Below are 17,673 nucleotides of genomic sequence, written 5' to 3'. Positions count from 1 at the left end.
GGGCCGGTTACTCGGTGGTGTGATCGTGGTCGTCGGTGGTGAGTGTGCGGAGGTAGTGCGCGCGCACGAAGTTGTCGAGGATGGCGGTCCCTGCGGGGTCGAGGAGGGCTGCCGGGCGGATGTCGGCGACCGCGGCCTCTGTCCGTCCTTGCAGGTCCTGGAGTTTTCCAGTCACGGCAAGCGGGTCCTTTCGTGGGCGTCGGTGATCAGGTGCGTGTCAGGGCGTCAGAACAGGCTTATCTGGGATTCGGCGGCGGCGGTGTCGGTGCGTTGTTGGTAGGCGGCGGCGAAGGCTTGGGCTGTTGCTTCGGTGCAGCCGATCTCGTGGGCGATCTGGGTCCAGGTGAGTCCGGATTCGTGGAGTTGGAAGGCGTCGCGTTCGTCGTCGGTGTGGACGTGGTGGTCGATGCTCATCGGGCGTCTCCTGTGATGGTGTTGCGGCGTTCGGTGAAGGTGCGTTGGCGGCGGCCGATTTCGCACATGTGCTCGTAGAGCTGGTCTTCGGGGAGTTGCTGTGCGGCTTGGGTGAGGGCGGTGGCTGCGGCGGCGAAGGAGCGCCGGTAGGCCTGGCTGAAGACGGCGCGAGCGTAGTGGTCGACGGCGGTGTGTTCGGCGCCGAGGGTGGTGATGTTGGCGAGGTGGCGGGAGCGTTCGGATCCGTGGTGACCGGCGAGGAGCCCGGACTGCTCGAGGGCGGCTCCGACCATGGCCGGGTTGTGGGGTGCGCCGCCGCGGATCAGGCGGGTGATGAGGCGGAAGAACTCCCGGTGGGTGATGCGTTCGAAGTCGGTGGTCTCGACGAGGTCGACGGCCCGGGTGGCGGCTTCGGCCGGCGCCCAGAGCAGGGCGCACAGGAACAGCGCTTCGACATCGTTGTGCAGGTCATCTGCGTAGTCTTCGGGCTGAATCGGGTCGACACCGGCAAGTTCGGGGGTGCCGGGGACGACGGAGAGTGCGGCGCTCATGCCGGTTCGATCCTTTCTCGCGGACATCGGGGTGTCAGGCTGCGGCGAGTGCCGCGATGCGGTCGGGGCGAAAGCCGGACCAGTGTTGGTCGCCGTCCACGACGACGGGCGCTTGGAGGTAGCCGAGTCCCATCACACGGTCGCGGGCGGAGGGGTTCTCGGTGAGGTCGACGATCGAATAGTCGACCCCTCTTTGTCGAGGGCGCGGTAGGTGGCATTGCACTGTACGCACTCCGGTTTGGTGTATACGGTGACCGTCACCATTTCCCCCTCCGTCGAATTTCCGATTGTGTTTATTTTATCGAATAATTGCGTCATTTCCAAGGCTTTCCCAGTTATTCGACGCGAAATTTACGGGCAATACATAAATGGTTGACGTGCCATTCTTCCGCGATATGGCGGCCCGCGATCAGCCCCGGAGAGCAGACCGCTCTAGCGCTCTCCCCTGCCCATACTCTGCCCTCCCTTGCACTGGCGAAGGTTCTGGCGCGGCGGCGAAGCGTCAAGGTGAGCGAGGAAAGTTTTCCGCGAAATAAGGGAGTGGACGACACGCGTGAAAAAGTTTTCGGGGAGTGTCCTTGATGCGGAGGCGTGGCGATAGAAAAATGAAAGAGAAAAGGGAAAGGTGCCCGGATTTGTTTTTCTTTTCGTTTCTCGGCGCTTTTTCTTTTATCGGGGCCCTGCTGTTGGTGCGCCGGGTCCGCGGGCCCGACCGCGGTGGCGAGTGGTCCGCCTTCGGCCGCAGCCCGCGCCGCGTGAGCACTGGTGGGTTGGGGCTGGGTCTTCGGCGCGGGGTGCGGCCGACCGCGTGTTCGCGGTAACCCGGCTGGCCCCCTGGCCGGGGCGAGGTAGGTCCTCGCCCCGGCCGGGGTTTGGTCAGTCGATCTCGACGTCGTCGGGGGTGCGCTGTTCCACGATGACTTCCTCGACCGGGGCAAGGGTGTGACCGTGCTCGGTCAGGAAGGTCAGGTAGCGGTCGGCGCTTCGGGGGCGCGAGCGCCACGAGTCGTTGACCATCCGGGCTTCCATTGCGGCGGCGACCAGCGCGAGGGTGATCACCTGGGCGCGGTTGTCGGTGGCGGTGTCGAGCAATTTGAGCACGCCGCTGCCGATGTTGAAGTCGGTGAAGCCGAGCAACTCGGGAACCAGGGTGCTGGCGTTGTACTCGGAGAGCAGTCCGGAGTCGGCGGCGAGGGTTGCCGCGATGAATGCGGCGGTGCCCTTCGGGGCGGTCTTGCGCGCCAGCAGTGTGGTGCGCAGGAAGTCGCGGCGGACGGTGGTCGCGGCGGCGGACTGCTTGTTCAGCTCCCGCACCTGGCGGCGTTCTTTACGCTGGCGTTCCTTGGACTCGGCTTCCATCCGCAGGGCTGCGGCAGCGTCGTCCTCGGTGCCTTCACCCTCGGTTGCGGTTCGGGCGGCTGCGAGTACCGGTGAGAGCGCCACTCCGGCACCCTCGAGGTCGAGGCACACGTACTCCGGTATCCAGACCTGGCGGGTCTGCACCGTGTTCGCGTGCCGGTGCCCCTCGTACGGGGTGGCGCCGGGGTGGTTCTCGGTGGACCAGTCCACCTCCTCGCCGTCGACTTCCTCGCCGCTCTCGGTGTCGAAGTAGCGTTCGTCCTTGCTCAGCCACACCGCCCACCGGGCCGGGTCGGCCTCGGTGTGGGCGGTGGTGACCTCGCTGCCGTCGGCAGCGACCAGGTCGGCGAGCAGGACATCCGTTCCGTACTGGGGTTCTTCGGCGAGGATCGTGTAGCCCTTGTCGAGGTAGGGCTGGGCGGCGGCGGCGCGTTCGGTCTTCTCCGCGCGGTCGTCGAGCAGCCGTTGCGCGATGTAGCGGAACTGGTACCGGCCAGCGGTCATCAGCTTTTCGACGGCCTCGGTGTCTCCTTCTGCTTCGATTATGTGGACAAGTCCTGTAGGTCAAGCGGGAACCCGGCCCCCGGCGCCCCTCAGGTGACGAGCACGTAGGCGCCGGCGACCGCGTAGAGTGCCGCCCCCGATGAGCACGGCACCGGTCGCGCTGACGCCGTCGGATATCACGCCCGCCGAGTCGACCAGCACGCCCGCGGCCAACCCGAGCCGGTGTCCCGTGGGGTCCGGTTGCAGGGCCGCCGCGCCCACCGCTACCTCGCGGATGGCGAACAGCCGCGCCACCGTGTCGCCGTCGGAACCGGCACTGATCCCGAGAGGCAGCGGTACACCAGCTGGGGCCGCACGAGGGCTGCCACGCCCACTGGCGTCCGGGTTGCGCCGAGGAACCGAATCAACCGGGCTCTGTTTGCAGTCATGATGTCCTCGCTGTGTGGCGTCGCCTTGTGGCATGTTGTCTCGGGTTCTTCCCCCGGGCCGTTCATCCGCGAGGGGGAAGGAGTGTGGTGAGGTGGTCATTCACCCGGGTCAGCCGCTGGGTGAGGACCTCGTGGTGGTCGGGGTGGGCCCGGTTCTGCACGCGTTCGAGCAGTGTCTGGATGCAGATGAGGACACTAGGACTAGGTGGTCGCGGCCGCGGGGATGAGGTCGTCGAGGCTGGTCCGGACGAAATCGTCTCAGCCCAACGCCGGTCGAGCAGTTGCAGTCGGTCGTGCGCCCTGCCGACACCGTGGCCCGGATCGGCGGCGACGTGGCCCGGATCGGCGGCGACGAATTCCTCATCGTGTGCCCGGAGGACACCTCGGCCGAGGAAGTCATCGCCATCGCCACCCGGATCACCGAACTGCAGGTCGGCCCCGATTCGAGCGGGCATGTTCTCCGCTTCACCGCGAGCGTCGGTGTCGCGCTCGCCGGTCCGGGCGAGACCCGCGAAACATTGATCGGCCGCGCAGACGCAGCGATGTATCAGGCCAAGGCCGCCGGAAGTGGGTACGCCCTGGCACCTTGAGGTGAACTCCGCGCAGCCCACCGCTCAGGCGCTACGGACATCGGGTGACAAACCCCCAGTTCGAACAGATCCCGGAGGGGAACGACCATGTCGCCGTCGACCTGCGCGGAAAGCGTCAACGACAGGGTGGAGGATGTTTTCGCACCCTGCCTCCCAGTGGCCACGACCGATCAGGCCCGTGCCAGCGCTGGAACGCCTGAGGTCGCGGCCTGGCCGTTCGGCACTCAGAGGGTCATCTGTGTCGAGGCCTGCGCGGGCTTTGCCGCGTTGCTGTTCTCCCACAGGAAGGTGTATGCGCCGGGCGTGGGTTCGTCCATGACGAAGACGATCCACTCGCCTTCGATCTTGCTAATCGAGGAGACGTTCTCGGAGATGAATCCGCCGCGTTTGTCGCCGCGGCTGGACTGGCCGTCCGGTCCCGTCAGCTCGAAGTCGCCGGGGTTGACATCAGAAAAGCCGCCGGTCGAGCAGCGCCCGCAGTTTGCGTTGATCTTGACCCAGACCTCATGCTTGCCCTTCTCGCCGGGCTGGTAACTCGGCCACAGGAACGCCTCGTCCAGGGTGATCTCCATGTCCGTGCCGAATGTCATCCCGACCGGGAGGCCCCTCGGCTCGACGCTCTCGACGCTGTCGTGTTCGGCTAGCGGGATTCGGGTCTGGTTCTGGTCGGCCTGGCCGTAAACGAGGACGACACTGTCGACGACGTCGTCGACGTCAGGTGTGTCCGACGAGGTCTTCAGGGAGGCGGACGCCGTGCCGGAGGCTTCCCCGCCGCCAGCGATCTCGGGACTGTCGAAGGACAGCTTGACCACCGCGCCATCGACCTCGAGGTAGGCCTTGTCGGTGGGGGTGTGGCTGACTCCGACCAGGTTCTTGTAGTTCAGGTCGAAATCGAGCGTCGTCGAGGCGTCGTCCGATTTCGCGGTCACCTTGTCGACGGTGATCTCGAAGCCATCGTGCCAGCCGATCTTGTCGATCTCGCGCTCGAAGGCCGACTGGCTACCTTCCGACGTAGGTTCGGCGGCCGAGGCCAGTGCGGGGAGCAGGAGAGCTGCGGGTACAACAGCACTGATCAGAAGAGCCGAGCGAAGGGAGGTGGGCCTCATGGCGAATCTTTCTTTGACGGGGTGGCAGCGATCCGTGCCGATCAACGCTTACTAGCTTCTCCCGTACAGGCACGGAGGATCTTCGACAGCGGGGTGGAAGTTCCTCACCCCATGGAGTTCATGGACCCGCTCCGTGCGCATCCACGACCGGGCCCGACATGGACTAACACCGTGGTCGGACACGACTTCCACCTCAGGGTCAGAGGAGAGACCCCTCGTCGGCGCGGTCACATGTCGAGTTCGGGCCGATCGATCTTCCTGCCGATCTCGCAGCAAGGCGGCGTCCCCGAGGTGGCTGCGTTGGATCGTCTGCGGAGCGCCGGATGTCCTGTGTGATCCCGTTGACGTGTGGTGCCGTACCGAAATCTGGACTGCACCAACACTTTTGGATATCCGCCTAGTACCTGGCGAAGGGCTTGTGCGCCAACGGGTTCGGTGACGCCGCGAAACAACAGCGCCGGCCGTGCCGTATCGATGCCCTGCCGATGCAGGGGTGAGGAACTTCAGACCTGCCGAGGATATCAATTCTCTTCATTTCGCGGGAATCTTGTCAGGAAAGCAAAACCGACAAGCAACACAAGGAGTTTCACATGGCGAACATCAAGAATCGCACCATCACGGCGATTGCCATCGCAGCCTTCGCGCTGTCGGCGGGTGCGGGAATCGCGTCCGCCGAACCGGCGGCGCCCGGGGGCGCGGGGGGCAGCGCACCGGGTGCACCCGGTGTCGGCGCACCGGGTGTCGGAGCACCCGGCACGGGCGGCGACGCGCAGAGCAACGCCGAGTCCGGCAACGCCAATGCCGGTGACGGCGGCGCCGGTGCCCCCGGAATTTCCTTCGGCGGTCCGACCATCGGACTGAACAACGGCGGCGGCAACGGCAACAGCGAGGTGGGCAGCGGCGGTGACGGCGGCAACGCGCGTTCCGGTGACGCCACGACGGGCCCGACCACCGGCGGCGACGGGTTCGGCGGCTGGGGCCTCGGCGGTGACGGTGCGGGCGGCAACGGTGGAGTGGCGCCCGGAGGGGACGGCGGCACGATCGAGCAGGCACCTGCACCTGCTCAGGGCGGCGGCCCCGGAATCTGCGTCATTCCGATTCCGTTCGTCTGCTGATCCCGATCCCCCGCCCATAAGGATCGCGGACTCTCCCAGGGCCGGCCCACCCACTGAGACACAGGACCGGCCCTGGGGGCAGATCCACTCCATTGGACCCGCGGCGAGCCACTCACCCGAGAACGCCCGGGCATCGAGCCACCGGGAAAGGAAAATGGTGCGCTGGGCGGTCTGCCTCCGCCACGACGATCACACCGAGCATGGCAAGGCGGCGACCGCCCCGAACACGCTGCGTCGAAACTCCCCTTCCGGCGGCATCGACCACTCCTGCGGCAACCACCCAGCCGGGGACGAGTACCGCATCCTCATCCATCGAACCCACGTCGACGCGTACGACACCGCGACCGGGCCGGTAGGAGGCCCGCGGGGCGGATCACGACCGCTACCCGTCGCCGCAGACCACCGGCTTCCCTACCCGCCGGAGCGCCCAATCGAAGCAATTCCTCGGATCGACGGTGAGCCCAGAGGCCGAAGGCTGATCTCGGCGATATCCGTACCGTTCCGAGGCGCCCCAGACCTCTCACGACCTCGTCACGCAAGGAGTTTGACCATGTCGAACACTATGAAATTCGCTGTCCCCTTGATCGCCTTCACCGCAGTTGCCCTGTCCGTCGGCGGGGGAATCGCCGGCGCGGCAACCAACGACAGCGGCCCGCAGGAGAGCCACAGCTGGGAAGTGCCGGAGGAGGCTACCGCGCCCGAGCCCTCGGCTGCGCCGCCCGCACCGACCGTCTCCGTCTATATCCCCGGTGTTTCCCTGCCCGGGATTACCGTCGGTGGTGTCGGTGTCGGCACCGACGGGATTGCCTTCCCGGGCCCCACCATCGGCCTGCCCGATCCTCCGGAGATCCCGTAGCTGATCCATCCGCTGTGCGACAACCTCTTTCATCCTCAGGCAGATGCCGCGGTTCGCGGCGACAGTCCCACTTCCCGCCGTTCACTTTGTGCTGCGGACGAGGACCAGATGGTGTGGCATCGGACCCGCGCTCTCCGGGCAGATTCGTGGCTCGCGGCTGGCTCCACGGGTGGCCGCGCCCGGGGATGGACCGTTCCCGGGCGACGCTGGCGCCGGGACGAAGCATTACCGCTGGTCGATGGCGATACCCGTGGATCTGGTGTTGCGGTGGGTTCGACGGTAACGGCGTCGACGCCCGATCCGGGCGGCGCCGACGGCGGCGGCGCCCCCGGCCCCTGCTGCGACTGCCGCACAGACAACCACGGTGGTGGTGGTCGGTGGGCGAGCGGTGAGAATCCAGAGGGCGCCGACGACCGCGGCGCCGAGCACACCGGCGGTGACGGTGGCACCGATGAGTCCGGTGATCCGGCCCCGACCCCGGCGCAGCGAGCGCAGGAACGATTCGAGGTAGGCCACGGCGAACAGCACCAGGGCGGCGAGCCCGATAGCGGCCGCGGTGGTGGTCGCCGGCTGGGTGGTGCGGACCGGAAACGTCCACGTTTCGAGCACCTGACCGGCCTGGAGCAGGGTCAGGGTTCCGGTGAGGGTTCCGGCCACGAAGTACTGTCCGCCGAGTGGGGGCAGTGTCGCGGCCGCGGCACCACCCTGGTTGATCAGTGGTGCGGCGTCGGTGTTCTTGACCGGGATGTCGAGTACGTCGAGGGCCAGGGTCGCGGTGTCGGCGAGGCCGGCACCGGCCACCGTCACCGGCACCGGCGCGGTCAGATCGAGGGGGACGGGCGCACCGCCGGCCGGGTCCACGCCGGCGACGGCGACCGTACCGACCGGGGGCACATCGATCGGGGGCGCACCGAGACCGAGCAGGGCCACCAGGACGGTGATGGCCGCGAGGGCGGCGGCGATGAGCAGCGGAATGCGGGGGGAGGGGAGATTCACCACGGTGCGGACGTTGACGAGGTCGGCGCCGGAGACGTCGGCCAGGCGGGCACCGGGGGCGTGGACGGTGATCGACGGGCGCACCGTCGGCGGCGGTTCGGTGGCACGCGCCCCGGGTGCTGTCGCGGTGGGTGATGCGGTCGGATCGATGGATCCGGTCGGTGCCGTCGGGTCAGTGGTTGCTGCCGGGTCGGCCCGGTGCGATTCGGTGCCGGGAGAGCCCGGGACGGGCCGGCGGGGTGCGGCGTGGGGGCGGGTCAGCGGCAACGGGGGATGGTCGTCGCTGTCGGTCATCGTCGGGGTGTGCGGGGGGCCGAGACCGGTGGCCGAGACGATGGTGTCGGCTCCCATCACCGGGATGCCCTCGGTGGTCAGCCACCCCGGGCCCCAGCGACCGGTGGAGGCGCAGGCCAGCGCGATCCCGAAGGCCTCGGCGGACGGGTAACGCAGGGTCGGGTCCGTCGCCAGTCCGCGCATGACCACGTCGGCGATCGAGTCGGGGACGGCGGGGGCGGTCTCCTGCAGCGGGGTGGGATCGTCGAAGGCGTGCATGAACAGCAGGGCCATGGCGTCGTCGGCGGGTGGGAACGGCAGTTCCCCGGCGAGGAGTTCGTAGAGCATGGTGGCCAGCGCGTAGACGTCCGTGGCGGGGGTCAGCTCGCCGCCGCGTGCCTGTTCCGGGGCGATGTAGGACGGGGTGCCGAGGACATCACCGGCCTTGGTGGCCAGGGTTTGGTCGCCGCCGATGACCTTGGCGATGCCGAAGTCGGTCACCTTGATCGCCCCGGAGGCGGCGAACAACAGGTTTTCGGGTTTGATGTCGCGGTGCAGGATGGACCGGTTGTGGGCCGCGGTCAGCCCGGCGGCGCAGGCCAGGGCCACCGCGACGGCGCCATGGGCGTTGAATCCGGTGCGGGTGAACCGGTTCCACACCGTGCCGCCGGGCAGCAGTTCCATCACCAGCAGGCACAGGCCGTCGTGTTCGACGAAGTCGTAGACCGGCACCACGTGCGGGTGGTCGAGGGAGGCAAGCAGCTGGCCCTCGGCGGTGAACCGTCGCCGGATGCCCGGGTCGGTGGCGAAGGCGGGCGGCAGCTGTTTGATCGCGACCGGGCGGCCGAGGGTGCGGTGGCGTCCGGCGAGCACGATTCCCCATCCGCCGTGGCCGAGTTCGCCGCCCACCTCGTATGCGGGGAGGGCGGCGGCCACACGATCGATGTCGGTATCCATGGGCAGGTCCGGTCAGGGGGTGGGTCGGTCGGTGAAGGGGCGGGTGTCCGGCGGCCGCACCGGAGCTGGGGTGCTCGGCGAGAACCGGTCGGTGGGGGTGTCACCGATCCGCCCGGTCCGTTCGTCCTCGTCGCCGAAGTCCTCGTTCTCGTCCATCTCGTCGCCGAAGTCCTCGTCCAGATCTTCCGCCGTGTCCGGGGTCGGGGTGAGGTAGCCGAGGATGAAGAAACCGACGGCGAATCCGCCGGCGAGAAGCAGCCACCGATCCAGGGTCGGCGCCCACACCCGGGTGGCGGACAGGGTGAACGCGAGCACCAGCCCGATCCCGATGCCCGGGGTGAGCATCCGCAGGCCGCGTCGCCACCGGTTCTCGTGCAGTCGGCGCCGGGCGATGCCGAGGACTGCGTCAAGCACCGCGAGTGCGGTGAGCAGCGCCAGGGCGAGCCCGAACAGCCCGTACACCGACATCAGTGAGCCGCGCACATCGGTCACGGTCGAGATGTCGGCCAGAACGGTCCCATCATCGCCGCGGACGGTGACCGTCCCGTTGATCAGGCCGGTGGCCTGCCCGTCGAGCCCGGAGAGGTCGAGTTCGAAGTCGAGGGACTGGGTCTGTCCCGGCGCGACGGTCAACCCGACCGCGGTGTGATAGGAGAAGAAGGTCAACCCGAGGACGTGCCCGGACAGGTCGACCGCAGCGATGGTGACCGGGGACGCGGTGGCGTTGTTGAGATTCACCGTTACCTGCGCCGGGCTGTGCGGGTCGAGACGGACCGGATGGGTCGGGCTGGCGGTGGCGATGTCCTGACCGTTGACGGTCACCGTCATCCCCACCGACTCTGCTGCACGGCGCCTGGAGCGCCGAGTAGCACTGTCCCGAGGGCAATTACGAGCGCAATCAACCACCGCATGGTTATGATTCCTCCTCGCGACCCGGCTGTGGAGTGAGAAGGCGTCGACGGTAGATCGACAAACCTACGAGCAGGAAGAACACGATCACCACGGCGGTGGCGGTGGACCCCGTCGCTTGGCTGACCAGCACGATATCCAGTGGCGCGGCGAACGTGGGGCCGCAGTCGGCTGAGACATCGTGACGTCCGACATCGGCGCCCACGGCGCGTAGCGGTGCCCGGAAGACGCCGGTGTCGTCGGCGCGAACTCCGCCGACTTGCGCACCATCGACCGAGAGCAGTACCTCGGCGTCAGGTGGGCATCCGGCTCCGGCCATGGTCACCGCTTCACCGGGTGCCACGGCCGCCGCGGTGAATACCAGACCGGGCTCCTGTGGTGGTGGAACTGTGTCGGGGACGACCTCAGCAGGAGTGCCCAGGCTGGGCACCTCCGGTAGCAGCACAAAGGGCCCGGGAACCATAGACTCTTCTCCTGGCCCCGGTCTGGGTAGGCCCGGAACCTCTCGCACCGGAGTACATCGCGCAGGGTCGGTGCATACCTCCGGGCGTTCGGGGTTCTCACCTGTCCGGTCCAGTGGTTTGCGGGGAATGTCGACGCAGGGGAACTCGGCCGGCTCGCAGGTGATGCCGCCGCCGGTCCGATCCAATGGTTTGCGGGGAATGACGACGACATCGCAGGGGACCTCGGCTGGCTCGCAGATGTCGCCGCCGTCGGGTATCCGTGGAATGTCGGTGTCGCGCTGACAGTGTGTGCCAGCCGGATAGCAGCCGCCACCACCGATCTCACCTGGGAACTCGTCCGGAATGATCTCCTCCGGCGGCGTCCAGGGCTCTTGCTCGGGCGGCGTCCACGGTTGTTGCTCGGGCGGCGTCCAGGGCTCTTGTTCGGGTGGGGTCCACGGTTGTTGCTCGGGCGGCGTCCAGGGCTCTTGTTCGGGTGGGGTCCACGGTTGTTGCTCTGGTGGGGTCCACGGTTGTTGCTCTGGTGGGGTCCACGGTTGCTCGGGCGGCGTCCACGGCTGCTGCTCCGGCGGCGTCCACGGCTGCTGCTCCGGCGGCGTCCACGGCTGCTGCTCCGGCGGCGTCCACGGCTGCTGCTCCGGCGGGACCCAGGGAGCGACATCGCCAGGATCCGGGGAACAGTCCGGTGGCACACAGATCGGTTGCTGATCGTCGGCAGCGGGGTACCGTGCCGGGTCGAGACTCTCTCCTGGGCCTGGGAGAGGAAGCTGGGGCATCGTCGGCCACGGCGCGACAGGTTGTTGCCGCACAACAACGGCGGCCACCGATTGTGGCGCGGCGACCGCGTGCGGGGATCCAGAGTGAAACCCGAAAAACCCGAGAGCGCCGGCAACCACCAGGGTGGACATCACCATGACCGACCGCCGCCAACGGGTTGGCCGGGGCATCTGCCCCACCCCCTCGGGTGCGCGTTCGGTACTTTCAGTCTGCGCCGGTGCCGAGCGCCGGGGCAATACCCGATGCGCACCGAGTTCCGGGCTACCGGGGCGAGTGGGGTGACGGGTTCGAGGCATGGCATCTCCTCGGGTCGAAGTGATCGACTTCCAGGATGATGTGTCGGCCACGCCAAATCTTCACCCTCCGGGTGGACCCTTATCACCCTTCGTCGATCGGCATGCCGATGCGGGACGACGGCACAACCGACCATGGTGCCGCGCCGACCTGCGGAATTAGACTGGCAAAACAAAGCGAAGCGTCCGACCGAAAGTCGTGTGCCGAAAATTGCGGGGAGGACGACGATGAATGCTCTGAGCGAACCGAACCTCTGCTATCTCGATGGCGGAGACGGCACCCGCGAGTTCGTGTTGTCCGTGGACGTACCGCGGATCACCGTGGGCCGCTCGGAGAAGGCCGATATCGCGTTGCCGTCAGATCCGAACGTGTCGCGGCTGCACGCCACCATCGAATGGATCGGATCCTATTGGACGGTGACCGATGACGGACTCTCCCGGAACGGAACCTTCGTCAATGGTGATCGCCTCAGTGGGCGCCGCCGACTCCATGCCGGTGACGTCATCCGGATCGGATCCTCATCGCTGACCTTCCGCACGTTCATTGCGGCCAGCGGGGAGATGACCGGCACCGCCGACTCCCTGCCCACCCGAGCCGCCCTGACCACGGCACAGTTCACGGTCCTGGTGGAGTTGTGCCGACCGTACAAAGACAACGCACTCTTCGCCCACCCCGCCTCGAACCAGGAGATCGCCGACCGCCTATTCTTGACTGTCGATACGGTCAAATGCCATCTTCGCGTTCTCTTCTCGAAGTTCGGTCTCGAGGATTTACCGAACAACCAGAAACGCATGCAACTCGTCGTCCGAGCCCGACACAGCGGCATCATAGTCGACGCCGATCTGTGAATCCGAGGAAATCTCTCGACCCTACGGCTCTCCCCGCTCCGTGCGGTGCCGCCACAAGTCGGTGCACCGGAAGCCGCGCCGCAACCCCACGAGATGCTGGGGTTGCTGCAGTATACTGGGCCGAAAATCGGGGTCTATACCTGAGTAGGTGGGGGATTTCGAGGTTTGTTGATGGGGCGGTACTGATTAACGAGACCCGACTGCAGCCGGTCGGCTTATGGCCCAGGCGTCCATCCCTGGCCCTGCACACATAGGATCGGAATGCCTTCCGGCGTTTGTGAGGCCCTGTCGATCGAGGGGTCGCATGGTTCCCCAATGTTGTGGACACCGACGATCTCGGCGGTGACCCACTTGCCGTCCGGGTAGTAGTCGCTGGAGTAGACGCAGACGATGTCCTCGCCGGTGTTCACGTCGACTCCGACCCGATTTCCTGAGCACCGCTGACCTGCTGCTCCGGGGATGGGCTCGGGCTGAGCTGCATCGGTGACGTACGCGACCGTTACACCGCCGCTGACGGTTGCCGGTGGAGCGGCTGAGGCGATGCCGAACCCGAAGGCAATCAGGGGCACGATCGCGGCCGATGCAACGGACGCCGCACGCAAGAATCTATTATTCATAGTGTCACTTACTAGTTCGTGTAACCGGCCAGGGTGCCGAGTGCTGTGGTGGACTTGTTGCGATAACTGTTTGCGGTATCACATTCGGAAACGTCGGGATTCCCGCTCTCTGTAAAGAATTCTCCTCCCTGGCACCCCGCCGAAACCATCCTCACCAGGGTGGAAACGCATCACCCCGGATGATCTTTCTGACGGGGTTTCGGCTCTGCTTCGCCACAACCGTGTGGGCCATCGACAAGGGGACCGGGAGGCCTGAGGGTGGCAAGGAGAACGTGGACGATGATCGATCTGATGGAGTTGTTCCGGCATTGGCATGCCGGGAGGTCTCAGGGGCCGATCTCGACGGCCTGAGGATCCGACCGCATACCATCCGGAAATACCTGGCTCCGGCATTGATCATCCTGCCGAGGCCTGGCAACTTTCGGACACGGTGCGATGCGCGGCCCTGTCCCCGATCCCGCCCTGACAGCGACCGCCGGACCTCTATTCGACGCCGATGCTCACCGTGACGGCGTATTCGCCACCGTCACCGGCCAACCGCACGACCCGTCGTGTGGTTCGCCCGATTAGTTCGGTGAGTTCACGGCGTTCGACGCGGATGGTGCCGGTGTCGATCTCATCGTCGGCGTTGGGCCAGTCGTCCTTTTCCCGTCCCTTGACGGTCAAGTCCAGCCAGGCTCCGGGGTCGTGGATCCGGAACACGACGGGCGACTGGTACTTGTACACCTCTCCTGTGGCGACGCCGTCGACGTTGCCGACCCATCGCGCATCGCGGGATCCGTTGGCGGCGTAGTACGAGAGCTGGAAGTCCACCGTGTCGTCGCCGAGTTCGTCGGTTTCCTCGAGGCAGTGGAACTGCTTGAGGGTCAGCGTGATGATGCCCAGCGGCCGATGCACGCTCACGTGCAGTTCCCGAACGTCGGTCTGTCGGGTCGCGAGACCGTAGTGATCGGAGATGTCCCGTCCCGGACTCGACTGCCAGACCAGCACGGTGGTGTCGCGGTAGAGCGGCCAGTACTGGGGCCCGTGCCAGCTAAGGAAGTAGTCGATGCGGGTGCCGCGGCGATGCCGTGTGGGATCGCCGCTCGGGAGCGGCGGATTGAAGGTGCTCGGGTCGAGTGGGTTGTCGATGAGGACGAACGTGTTGGCCGGGTCCCCGGAGGTGACGCCTTTGGTGCCGTTTCCGGTGGTGGTCCACAGATCGAGCGAGTACCCCAACCGGTTCTTCATATCCCTGTACAAGTCCGGGTCGAGGGCGTCGGTGTTGAGGTCGCCCATCAGCAGGGCGGGTCGCAGCGGACTGCTCAACCCGTGGACGAAACTGGCCAGGTGGCTCAGCTGCGCCTTGACCTGTTTACGAGCGGCCCCGCCCCCGCCGGCGTTGGGGTTCTGGGTATGACTGAGGAAGATATCGTACTGGGTGGGATGGCCGGGGACCTGAATGCGGGCATGCAAGGCGCCCTTGTTGGCGTAGCTGTCCTCGCCGGCGGACTGCCGGAAGATCGTGCTGTGCTCGGCGACCAACGGATATTTGCTTAACAGCAGCAGGCCACCGTCCGATTCGAGGTCGGCTTCATCCGGTCCGGACTTGTGATGGGGGTAGATCGCCCGCAGGCGCTTGCGGATGGTGCCCTTTTCGTCGTCGACGAAGACTTCGCTCAGTCCGACGACATCCGGGCGTGTGCGACGCAGGTTGTCGACGAGAGCGTCGATCGCCTTGTCGCGTTCGCTACCTTTGTAGTTGCCGGGGAAAGGCAGCAGGGCCATGTTGTGCTGCACGAACGATAGGGGTGCGGCGTATTTGCGCCAACGGATCGAGCCATGTTCGAAATTGCTGATGCGACCGCCGCCGGGCTCGTCCTGTTCGTCGCTGGTCGGATATCCCAGGATGCCGTTCTCCCATCCCAGAGATTCCCACTTAGTGAAGATGTTTCCGTGGATTTCGTGGGCTCCGGTGGTGGGCGACCAGTAGATGTGACCGTGCTCGAAGCGTTGCCGGCGGCCTCGGCCGTCCGGATTTGGTTGCTCGTTGCCGACGGCCTTTCCGAGGAATCCGTCCGGTCCGCCCAACGCGGCCCATTTCAGCACGATGGGGCCGAGGTTGAAATGTGGAGTGTTCACGAGTGTTTCCTTTTCTCAATGTTTTGAAAGCCACGTGGACGAATGTCGGGGTTTCACTCTCCGAGCGGAATATGAGCCGAAGGCCTGTTCGTCGTTTGGCGAGGAAACTGATTCTTCCTGCATGACACCTTCCGGAAACAGGGGCCATAGGGTGGAACTTTTGTCCGCCCTCCTCACCGCCGATCGACCCCGCTCGCAGGGGAAGTCCCGACCCTGGATCGCGGACGGAGGCGGCTGGTGGTGTGCGAATTCGGTGTCTCCGCTGCGGCATTCAGACCCGCCACGGCCCGGCAGTTGACCGGATTCTTCGCTGGCCCGCTGCGGACAGACCGGAACTTGGCCCGCCGAAACATCCGCCACCGCCCACCTAGGGTGGAAGATCGTCCACCCCGGCGAGGGGGCGACTTCCCCACTGTGGGGGACGAATTCGCACCATCACCGACCCCACAATTGTGGTGTCCCCACAACGAGCATGGTTCACACGAACAACGGCCACCATCGTTTCGACACGAAGCCGCCGGAACCATTCCGCCCCGCCCGAAATCCACACCCCGGGAGACGAAGGCCGGCGGCACCGATACCGATACCGATACCGATACCGATACCGATACCGAAAGTAACCATTATGAGCGACGACGTCGCGGTCAGCGTCAGCGTATGCACCATCACCGAGCAGGAATCGAAGGACCTCTTTCGACAATATGACGAGGCGTACCAGCGCTATCTCGAGGAGGCAAAACGCTGGAAGGAGGCCCGCGATGGGTGGAAGGAGGCCCGCAGGCGGCGGGAAGAATATCAAAACAGTTGGCACGAAAATGGTGGGGGCCTCGTCGAACAGAACGGCGAACATTTCGTGTTCACTGAGGAGCGATGGCAGCAGTATCTGGACGAGCTTGACAGACTCCGGCAAGAGGAAGAAAGACTCTGGCGGGAGCTGGTTCAGGTCGAAGATGTGTTTTGTGATGCCGCAGGGCAATGGGAGGAACTTCGCGAAAAGTTGAAGTCCGAATTCGGAGAGAACTGGGAGGATCTCCGGGAATTGGTGGAGTCCGGAAAGTTGAACTTCACCGTGCCCGTCCCAAAACCGAAGCCGACACCGCCCGTCCCGGCGTATCTCTGGGCGAAAAACTTTCCCCTGCGGAACAAGGACTTCTGGAAGATCGTGGCCGTGTCAGTCACCGCCCTGATCGTGTTCGGCATCGGCTGGCTCTGGCTGGTCAAACCCAAGGTTCCCCCGGCACCTCCCAATCCAGCCGTCACCGAACAGGTCGAACCGGCATCCGACGACTCGATCGAGCCAGCTCCGGCGGACAAGGGGACCACCCCGGACCAGCAGGTACCACCCGGTGGCGGTCAGCCGGGCCTCCCCGCCCCAGCCCCAGTCCCAGTCCCAGTCCCAGTCCCAGGCGGCGGTGTCACCGGGGAGACCTTCCAGCCCGGCGACCTCGGCGGCGGTGTCACCGGGGAGACCTTCCAGCCCGGCGACCTCGGCGGCGGTGTCACCGGGGAGACCTTCCAGCCCGGCGACCTCGGCGGCGGTGTCACCGGGGAGACCTTCCAGCCCGGCGACCTCGGCGGCGGTGTCACCGGGGAGACCTTCCAGCCCGGCGACCTCGGCGGCGGTGTCACCGGGGAGACCTTCCAGCCCGGCGACCTCGGCGGCGGCTCAAAGTTCTGAATCCCCGACGATGTTTGAGCCGTCGGCGAATCTGATTCGCCAGCCGTCACGGGTTTTAATCAGTATGCCGACAGATCGGCGGGAAGAGAGGTTGCGTCACAGATCCTTGTCGGTGATTATCCCGCTCTGCATCGCCCGTTCGACGAGCCGGGCCCGTTTCTGGTTCTGCGGAAGGTCCTCGACCCCAAATTTGGAGAACAATGCCCTCATGTGTGTTTTGACCGTCTCGGCATTGACGCCCAACTGATCAGCGATCTGCTGATTCGAGGCGGGACTGGCGAAACCGGACCTGTTCTTGCGAGGGCCGCAAAGCGCAATCAGGACCGTGCGCTGCGTTTTCGTCAGGCACTCGCGCGTGGGCACGGCATGGGCGACATTGGTAAGCGCGCCACTGGCGCGCCCATCGTGGCGGAAAGCCAGCATCGAGGAGCCGATGCGGACGCGGTCACCCGATCTCAACCGTCTGCGACCGGTCACACGCTCCCCGTTGACGAAAGTCCCGTTACGAGACATCCCGTCGTCGACGATCGTCCAGTATGTCCCGATCCGTTCGACGGTGGCATGAAGCCGGGAAACATCTGGATCCGCGGTGAACGCGATATCGGCATCGGAGGAGCGCCCCACCATCACCCGCGGTGCATGGTCGGAGAGAACGAATTCCCGCGGTATGCCGTCACGGTCGGAGTAACAGAGGCGGGGACCGCTCGACAGGTCATCCATGACCACTCCCATATGTCGGGGAAAATACCGACGGACTCATTCTAATTCTGATCGCAATCGGTCATCAAAATCGGCGCGAGCCAGGTCCCCGTAAGC

Annotated in this window: 17 protein-coding genes and 1 pseudogene; 5 read left to right on the top strand and 13 right to left on the bottom strand. The window is 66.0% G+C overall.

The features are described from left to right. Nucleotides 1–7: 7 nt before the first annotated feature. The 6 genes and pseudogenes from H0B43_RS37690 to H0B43_RS42190 all read right to left on the bottom strand — a co-directional run bounded on the left by H0B43_RS37690 (nt 8) and on the right by H0B43_RS42190 (nt 3,122). Nucleotides 8–175 (bottom strand): hypothetical protein, encoded by a 168-nt coding sequence (locus tag H0B43_RS37690; RefSeq protein ID WP_185730251.1) that lies wholly within the window; start codon nt 173–175, stop codon nt 8–10. Nucleotides 176–225: 50 nt separating this feature from the next. Continuing rightward, complete coding sequence (locus H0B43_RS37685; protein ID WP_185730252.1) at nt 226–414, bottom strand: hypothetical protein; 189 nt, start codon at nt 412–414, stop codon at nt 226–228. Continuing rightward, on the bottom strand, nt 411–965 hold the full coding sequence (locus tag H0B43_RS37680; RefSeq protein WP_185730253.1) for a DnaB-like helicase N-terminal domain-containing protein: 555 nt from the start codon (nt 963–965) through the stop codon (nt 411–413). The genes H0B43_RS37685 and H0B43_RS37680 overlap by 4 nt, the downstream gene beginning before the upstream one ends. A 34-nt stretch (nt 966–999) precedes the next feature. Continuing rightward, nucleotides 1,000–1,226 (bottom strand): annotated as a pseudogene (gene nrdH / locus H0B43_RS37675) (glutaredoxin-like protein NrdH). A 615-nt stretch (nt 1,227–1,841) separates the two neighbouring features. Beyond that, complete coding sequence (locus tag H0B43_RS37670; RefSeq protein ID WP_185730254.1) at nt 1,842–2,828, bottom strand: hypothetical protein; 987 nt, start codon at nt 2,826–2,828, stop codon at nt 1,842–1,844. 60 nt (nt 2,829–2,888) lie between these two features. Beyond that, nucleotides 2,889–3,122: a hypothetical protein gene (locus H0B43_RS42190; RefSeq protein WP_252190324.1), complete on the bottom strand. Its 234-nt coding sequence runs from the start codon at nt 3,120–3,122 to the stop codon at nt 2,889–2,891. Nucleotides 3,123–3,537: 415 nt separating this feature from the next. On the opposite strand from H0B43_RS42190, the gene H0B43_RS37660 reads away from it, so the two are divergent. After that, complete coding sequence (locus tag H0B43_RS37660; protein ID WP_252190325.1) at nt 3,538–3,846, top strand: GGDEF domain-containing protein; 309 nt, start codon at nt 3,538–3,540, stop codon at nt 3,844–3,846. 224 nt (nt 3,847–4,070) lie between these two features. Here H0B43_RS37660 and H0B43_RS37655 read toward each other — a convergent pair whose 3' ends face one another. After that, nucleotides 4,071–4,952 (bottom strand): hypothetical protein, encoded by an 882-nt coding sequence (locus tag H0B43_RS37655; protein WP_252190326.1) that lies wholly within the window; start codon nt 4,950–4,952, stop codon nt 4,071–4,073. Between the two features lie 590 nt (nt 4,953–5,542). Here H0B43_RS37655 and H0B43_RS37650 point away from each other — a divergent pair. Further along, nucleotides 5,543–6,067, top strand: a complete 525-nt coding sequence (locus tag H0B43_RS37650) for a hypothetical protein (RefSeq protein WP_185730256.1) — start codon at nt 5,543–5,545, stop codon at nt 6,065–6,067. Nucleotides 6,068–6,617: 550 nt separating this feature from the next. After that, complete coding sequence (locus tag H0B43_RS37645) at nt 6,618–6,923, top strand: hypothetical protein (RefSeq protein WP_185730257.1); 306 nt, start codon at nt 6,618–6,620, stop codon at nt 6,921–6,923. A 225-nt stretch (nt 6,924–7,148) separates the two neighbouring features. Here the strand turns inward: H0B43_RS37645 and H0B43_RS37640 are convergent, their stop codons facing one another. The 3 genes from H0B43_RS37640 to H0B43_RS42185 form a co-directional block, all read right to left on the bottom strand. Continuing rightward, entirely contained in the window at nt 7,149–9,149 is a 2,001-nt protein-coding gene (locus H0B43_RS37640) for a serine/threonine-protein kinase (protein WP_185730258.1), read from the bottom strand. A gap of 12 nt (nt 9,150–9,161) precedes the next feature. Beyond that, nucleotides 9,162–9,977, bottom strand: coding sequence for a hypothetical protein (locus tag H0B43_RS37635; RefSeq protein ID WP_252190327.1), 816 nt, complete (start codon nt 9,975–9,977; stop codon nt 9,162–9,164). An 85-nt stretch (nt 9,978–10,062) separates the two neighbouring features. Continuing rightward, entirely contained in the window at nt 10,063–10,521 is a 459-nt protein-coding gene (locus H0B43_RS42185; protein ID WP_252190328.1) for a hypothetical protein, read from the bottom strand. 1,299 nt (nt 10,522–11,820) lie between these two features. On the opposite strand from H0B43_RS42185, the gene H0B43_RS37625 reads away from it, so the two are divergent. Beyond that, the gene (locus H0B43_RS37625) at nt 11,821–12,441 is read left to right on the top strand and encodes an FHA domain-containing protein (protein ID WP_185730429.1); all 621 of its coding nucleotides are present in this window, start codon (nt 11,821–11,823) and stop codon (nt 12,439–12,441) included. A 215-nt stretch (nt 12,442–12,656) separates the two neighbouring features. Here the strand turns inward: H0B43_RS37625 and H0B43_RS37620 are convergent, their stop codons facing one another. Both H0B43_RS37620 and H0B43_RS37615 read right to left on the bottom strand, forming a co-directional pair. Further along, a complete protein-coding gene (locus H0B43_RS37620; RefSeq protein WP_185950110.1) occupies nt 12,657–13,058 on the bottom strand; it encodes a hypothetical protein in 402 nt (133 codons plus the stop codon). Nucleotides 13,059–13,541: 483 nt separating this feature from the next. After that, nucleotides 13,542–15,179, bottom strand: coding sequence for an endonuclease/exonuclease/phosphatase family protein (locus H0B43_RS37615; RefSeq protein ID WP_185730259.1), 1,638 nt, complete (start codon nt 15,177–15,179; stop codon nt 13,542–13,544). 625 nt (nt 15,180–15,804) lie between these two features. Between H0B43_RS37615 and H0B43_RS37610 the strand changes: the two genes are divergently transcribed. Next, the gene (locus tag H0B43_RS37610) at nt 15,805–16,857 is read left to right on the top strand and encodes a hypothetical protein (RefSeq protein WP_185730260.1); all 1,053 of its coding nucleotides are present in this window, start codon (nt 15,805–15,807) and stop codon (nt 16,855–16,857) included. A 96-nt stretch (nt 16,858–16,953) separates the two neighbouring features. Here H0B43_RS37610 and H0B43_RS37605 read toward each other — a convergent pair whose 3' ends face one another. Next, entirely contained in the window at nt 16,954–17,577 is a 624-nt protein-coding gene (locus H0B43_RS37605; RefSeq protein ID WP_185730261.1) for an FHA domain-containing protein, read from the bottom strand. Nucleotides 17,578–17,673: the final 96 nt, after the last annotated feature.

Source organism: Rhodococcus sp. 4CII, assembly GCF_014256275.1.
GTDB classification, from domain to species: Bacteria; Actinomycetota; Actinomycetes; order Mycobacteriales; family Mycobacteriaceae; genus Rhodococcus_F; species Rhodococcus_F wratislaviensis_A.
Note: the sequence above shows the minus strand (reverse complement) of the source record. Positions and strands in the feature narration are given on the sequence as shown.

Bases quoted from the DNA above. Each gene is read 5' to 3' on its own strand.
- H0B43_RS37625 (WP_185730429.1), top strand. From the start codon at position 11,821: ATGAATGCTCTGAGCGAACCGAACCTCTGCTATCTCGATGGCGGAGAC.
- H0B43_RS37680 (WP_185730253.1), bottom strand. From the start codon at position 965: ATGAGCGCCGCACTCTCCGTCGTCCCCGGCACCCCCGAACTTGCCGGT.
- H0B43_RS37645 (WP_185730257.1), top strand. From the start codon at position 6,618: ATGTCGAACACTATGAAATTCGCTGTCCCCTTGATCGCCTTCACCGCA.
- H0B43_RS37670 (WP_185730254.1), bottom strand. From the start codon at position 2,828: ATGACCGCTGGCCGGTACCAGTTCCGCTACATCGCGCAACGGCTGCTC.
- H0B43_RS37635 (WP_252190327.1), bottom strand. From the start codon at position 9,977: ATGACGGTGACCGTCAACGGTCAGGACATCGCCACCGCCAGCCCGACC.
- H0B43_RS37610 (WP_185730260.1), top strand. From the start codon at position 15,805: ATGAGCGACGACGTCGCGGTCAGCGTCAGCGTATGCACCATCACCGAG.
- H0B43_RS42185 (WP_252190328.1), bottom strand. From the start codon at position 10,521: ATGGTTCCCGGGCCCTTTGTGCTGCTACCGGAGGTGCCCAGCCTGGGC.
- H0B43_RS37650 (WP_185730256.1), top strand. From the start codon at position 5,543: ATGGCGAACATCAAGAATCGCACCATCACGGCGATTGCCATCGCAGCC.
- H0B43_RS37655 (WP_252190326.1), bottom strand. From the start codon at position 4,952: ATGAGGCCCACCTCCCTTCGCTCGGCTCTTCTGATCAGTGCTGTTGTA.
- H0B43_RS37685 (WP_185730252.1), bottom strand. From the start codon at position 414: ATGAGCATCGACCACCACGTCCACACCGACGACGAACGCGACGCCTTC.
- H0B43_RS37640 (WP_185730258.1), bottom strand. From the start codon at position 9,149: ATGGATACCGACATCGATCGTGTGGCCGCCGCCCTCCCCGCATACGAG.
- H0B43_RS37605 (WP_185730261.1), bottom strand. From the start codon at position 17,577: ATGGATGACCTGTCGAGCGGTCCCCGCCTCTGTTACTCCGACCGTGAC.
- H0B43_RS37620 (WP_185950110.1), bottom strand. From the start codon at position 13,058: ATGAATAATAGATTCTTGCGTGCGGCGTCCGTTGCATCGGCCGCGATC.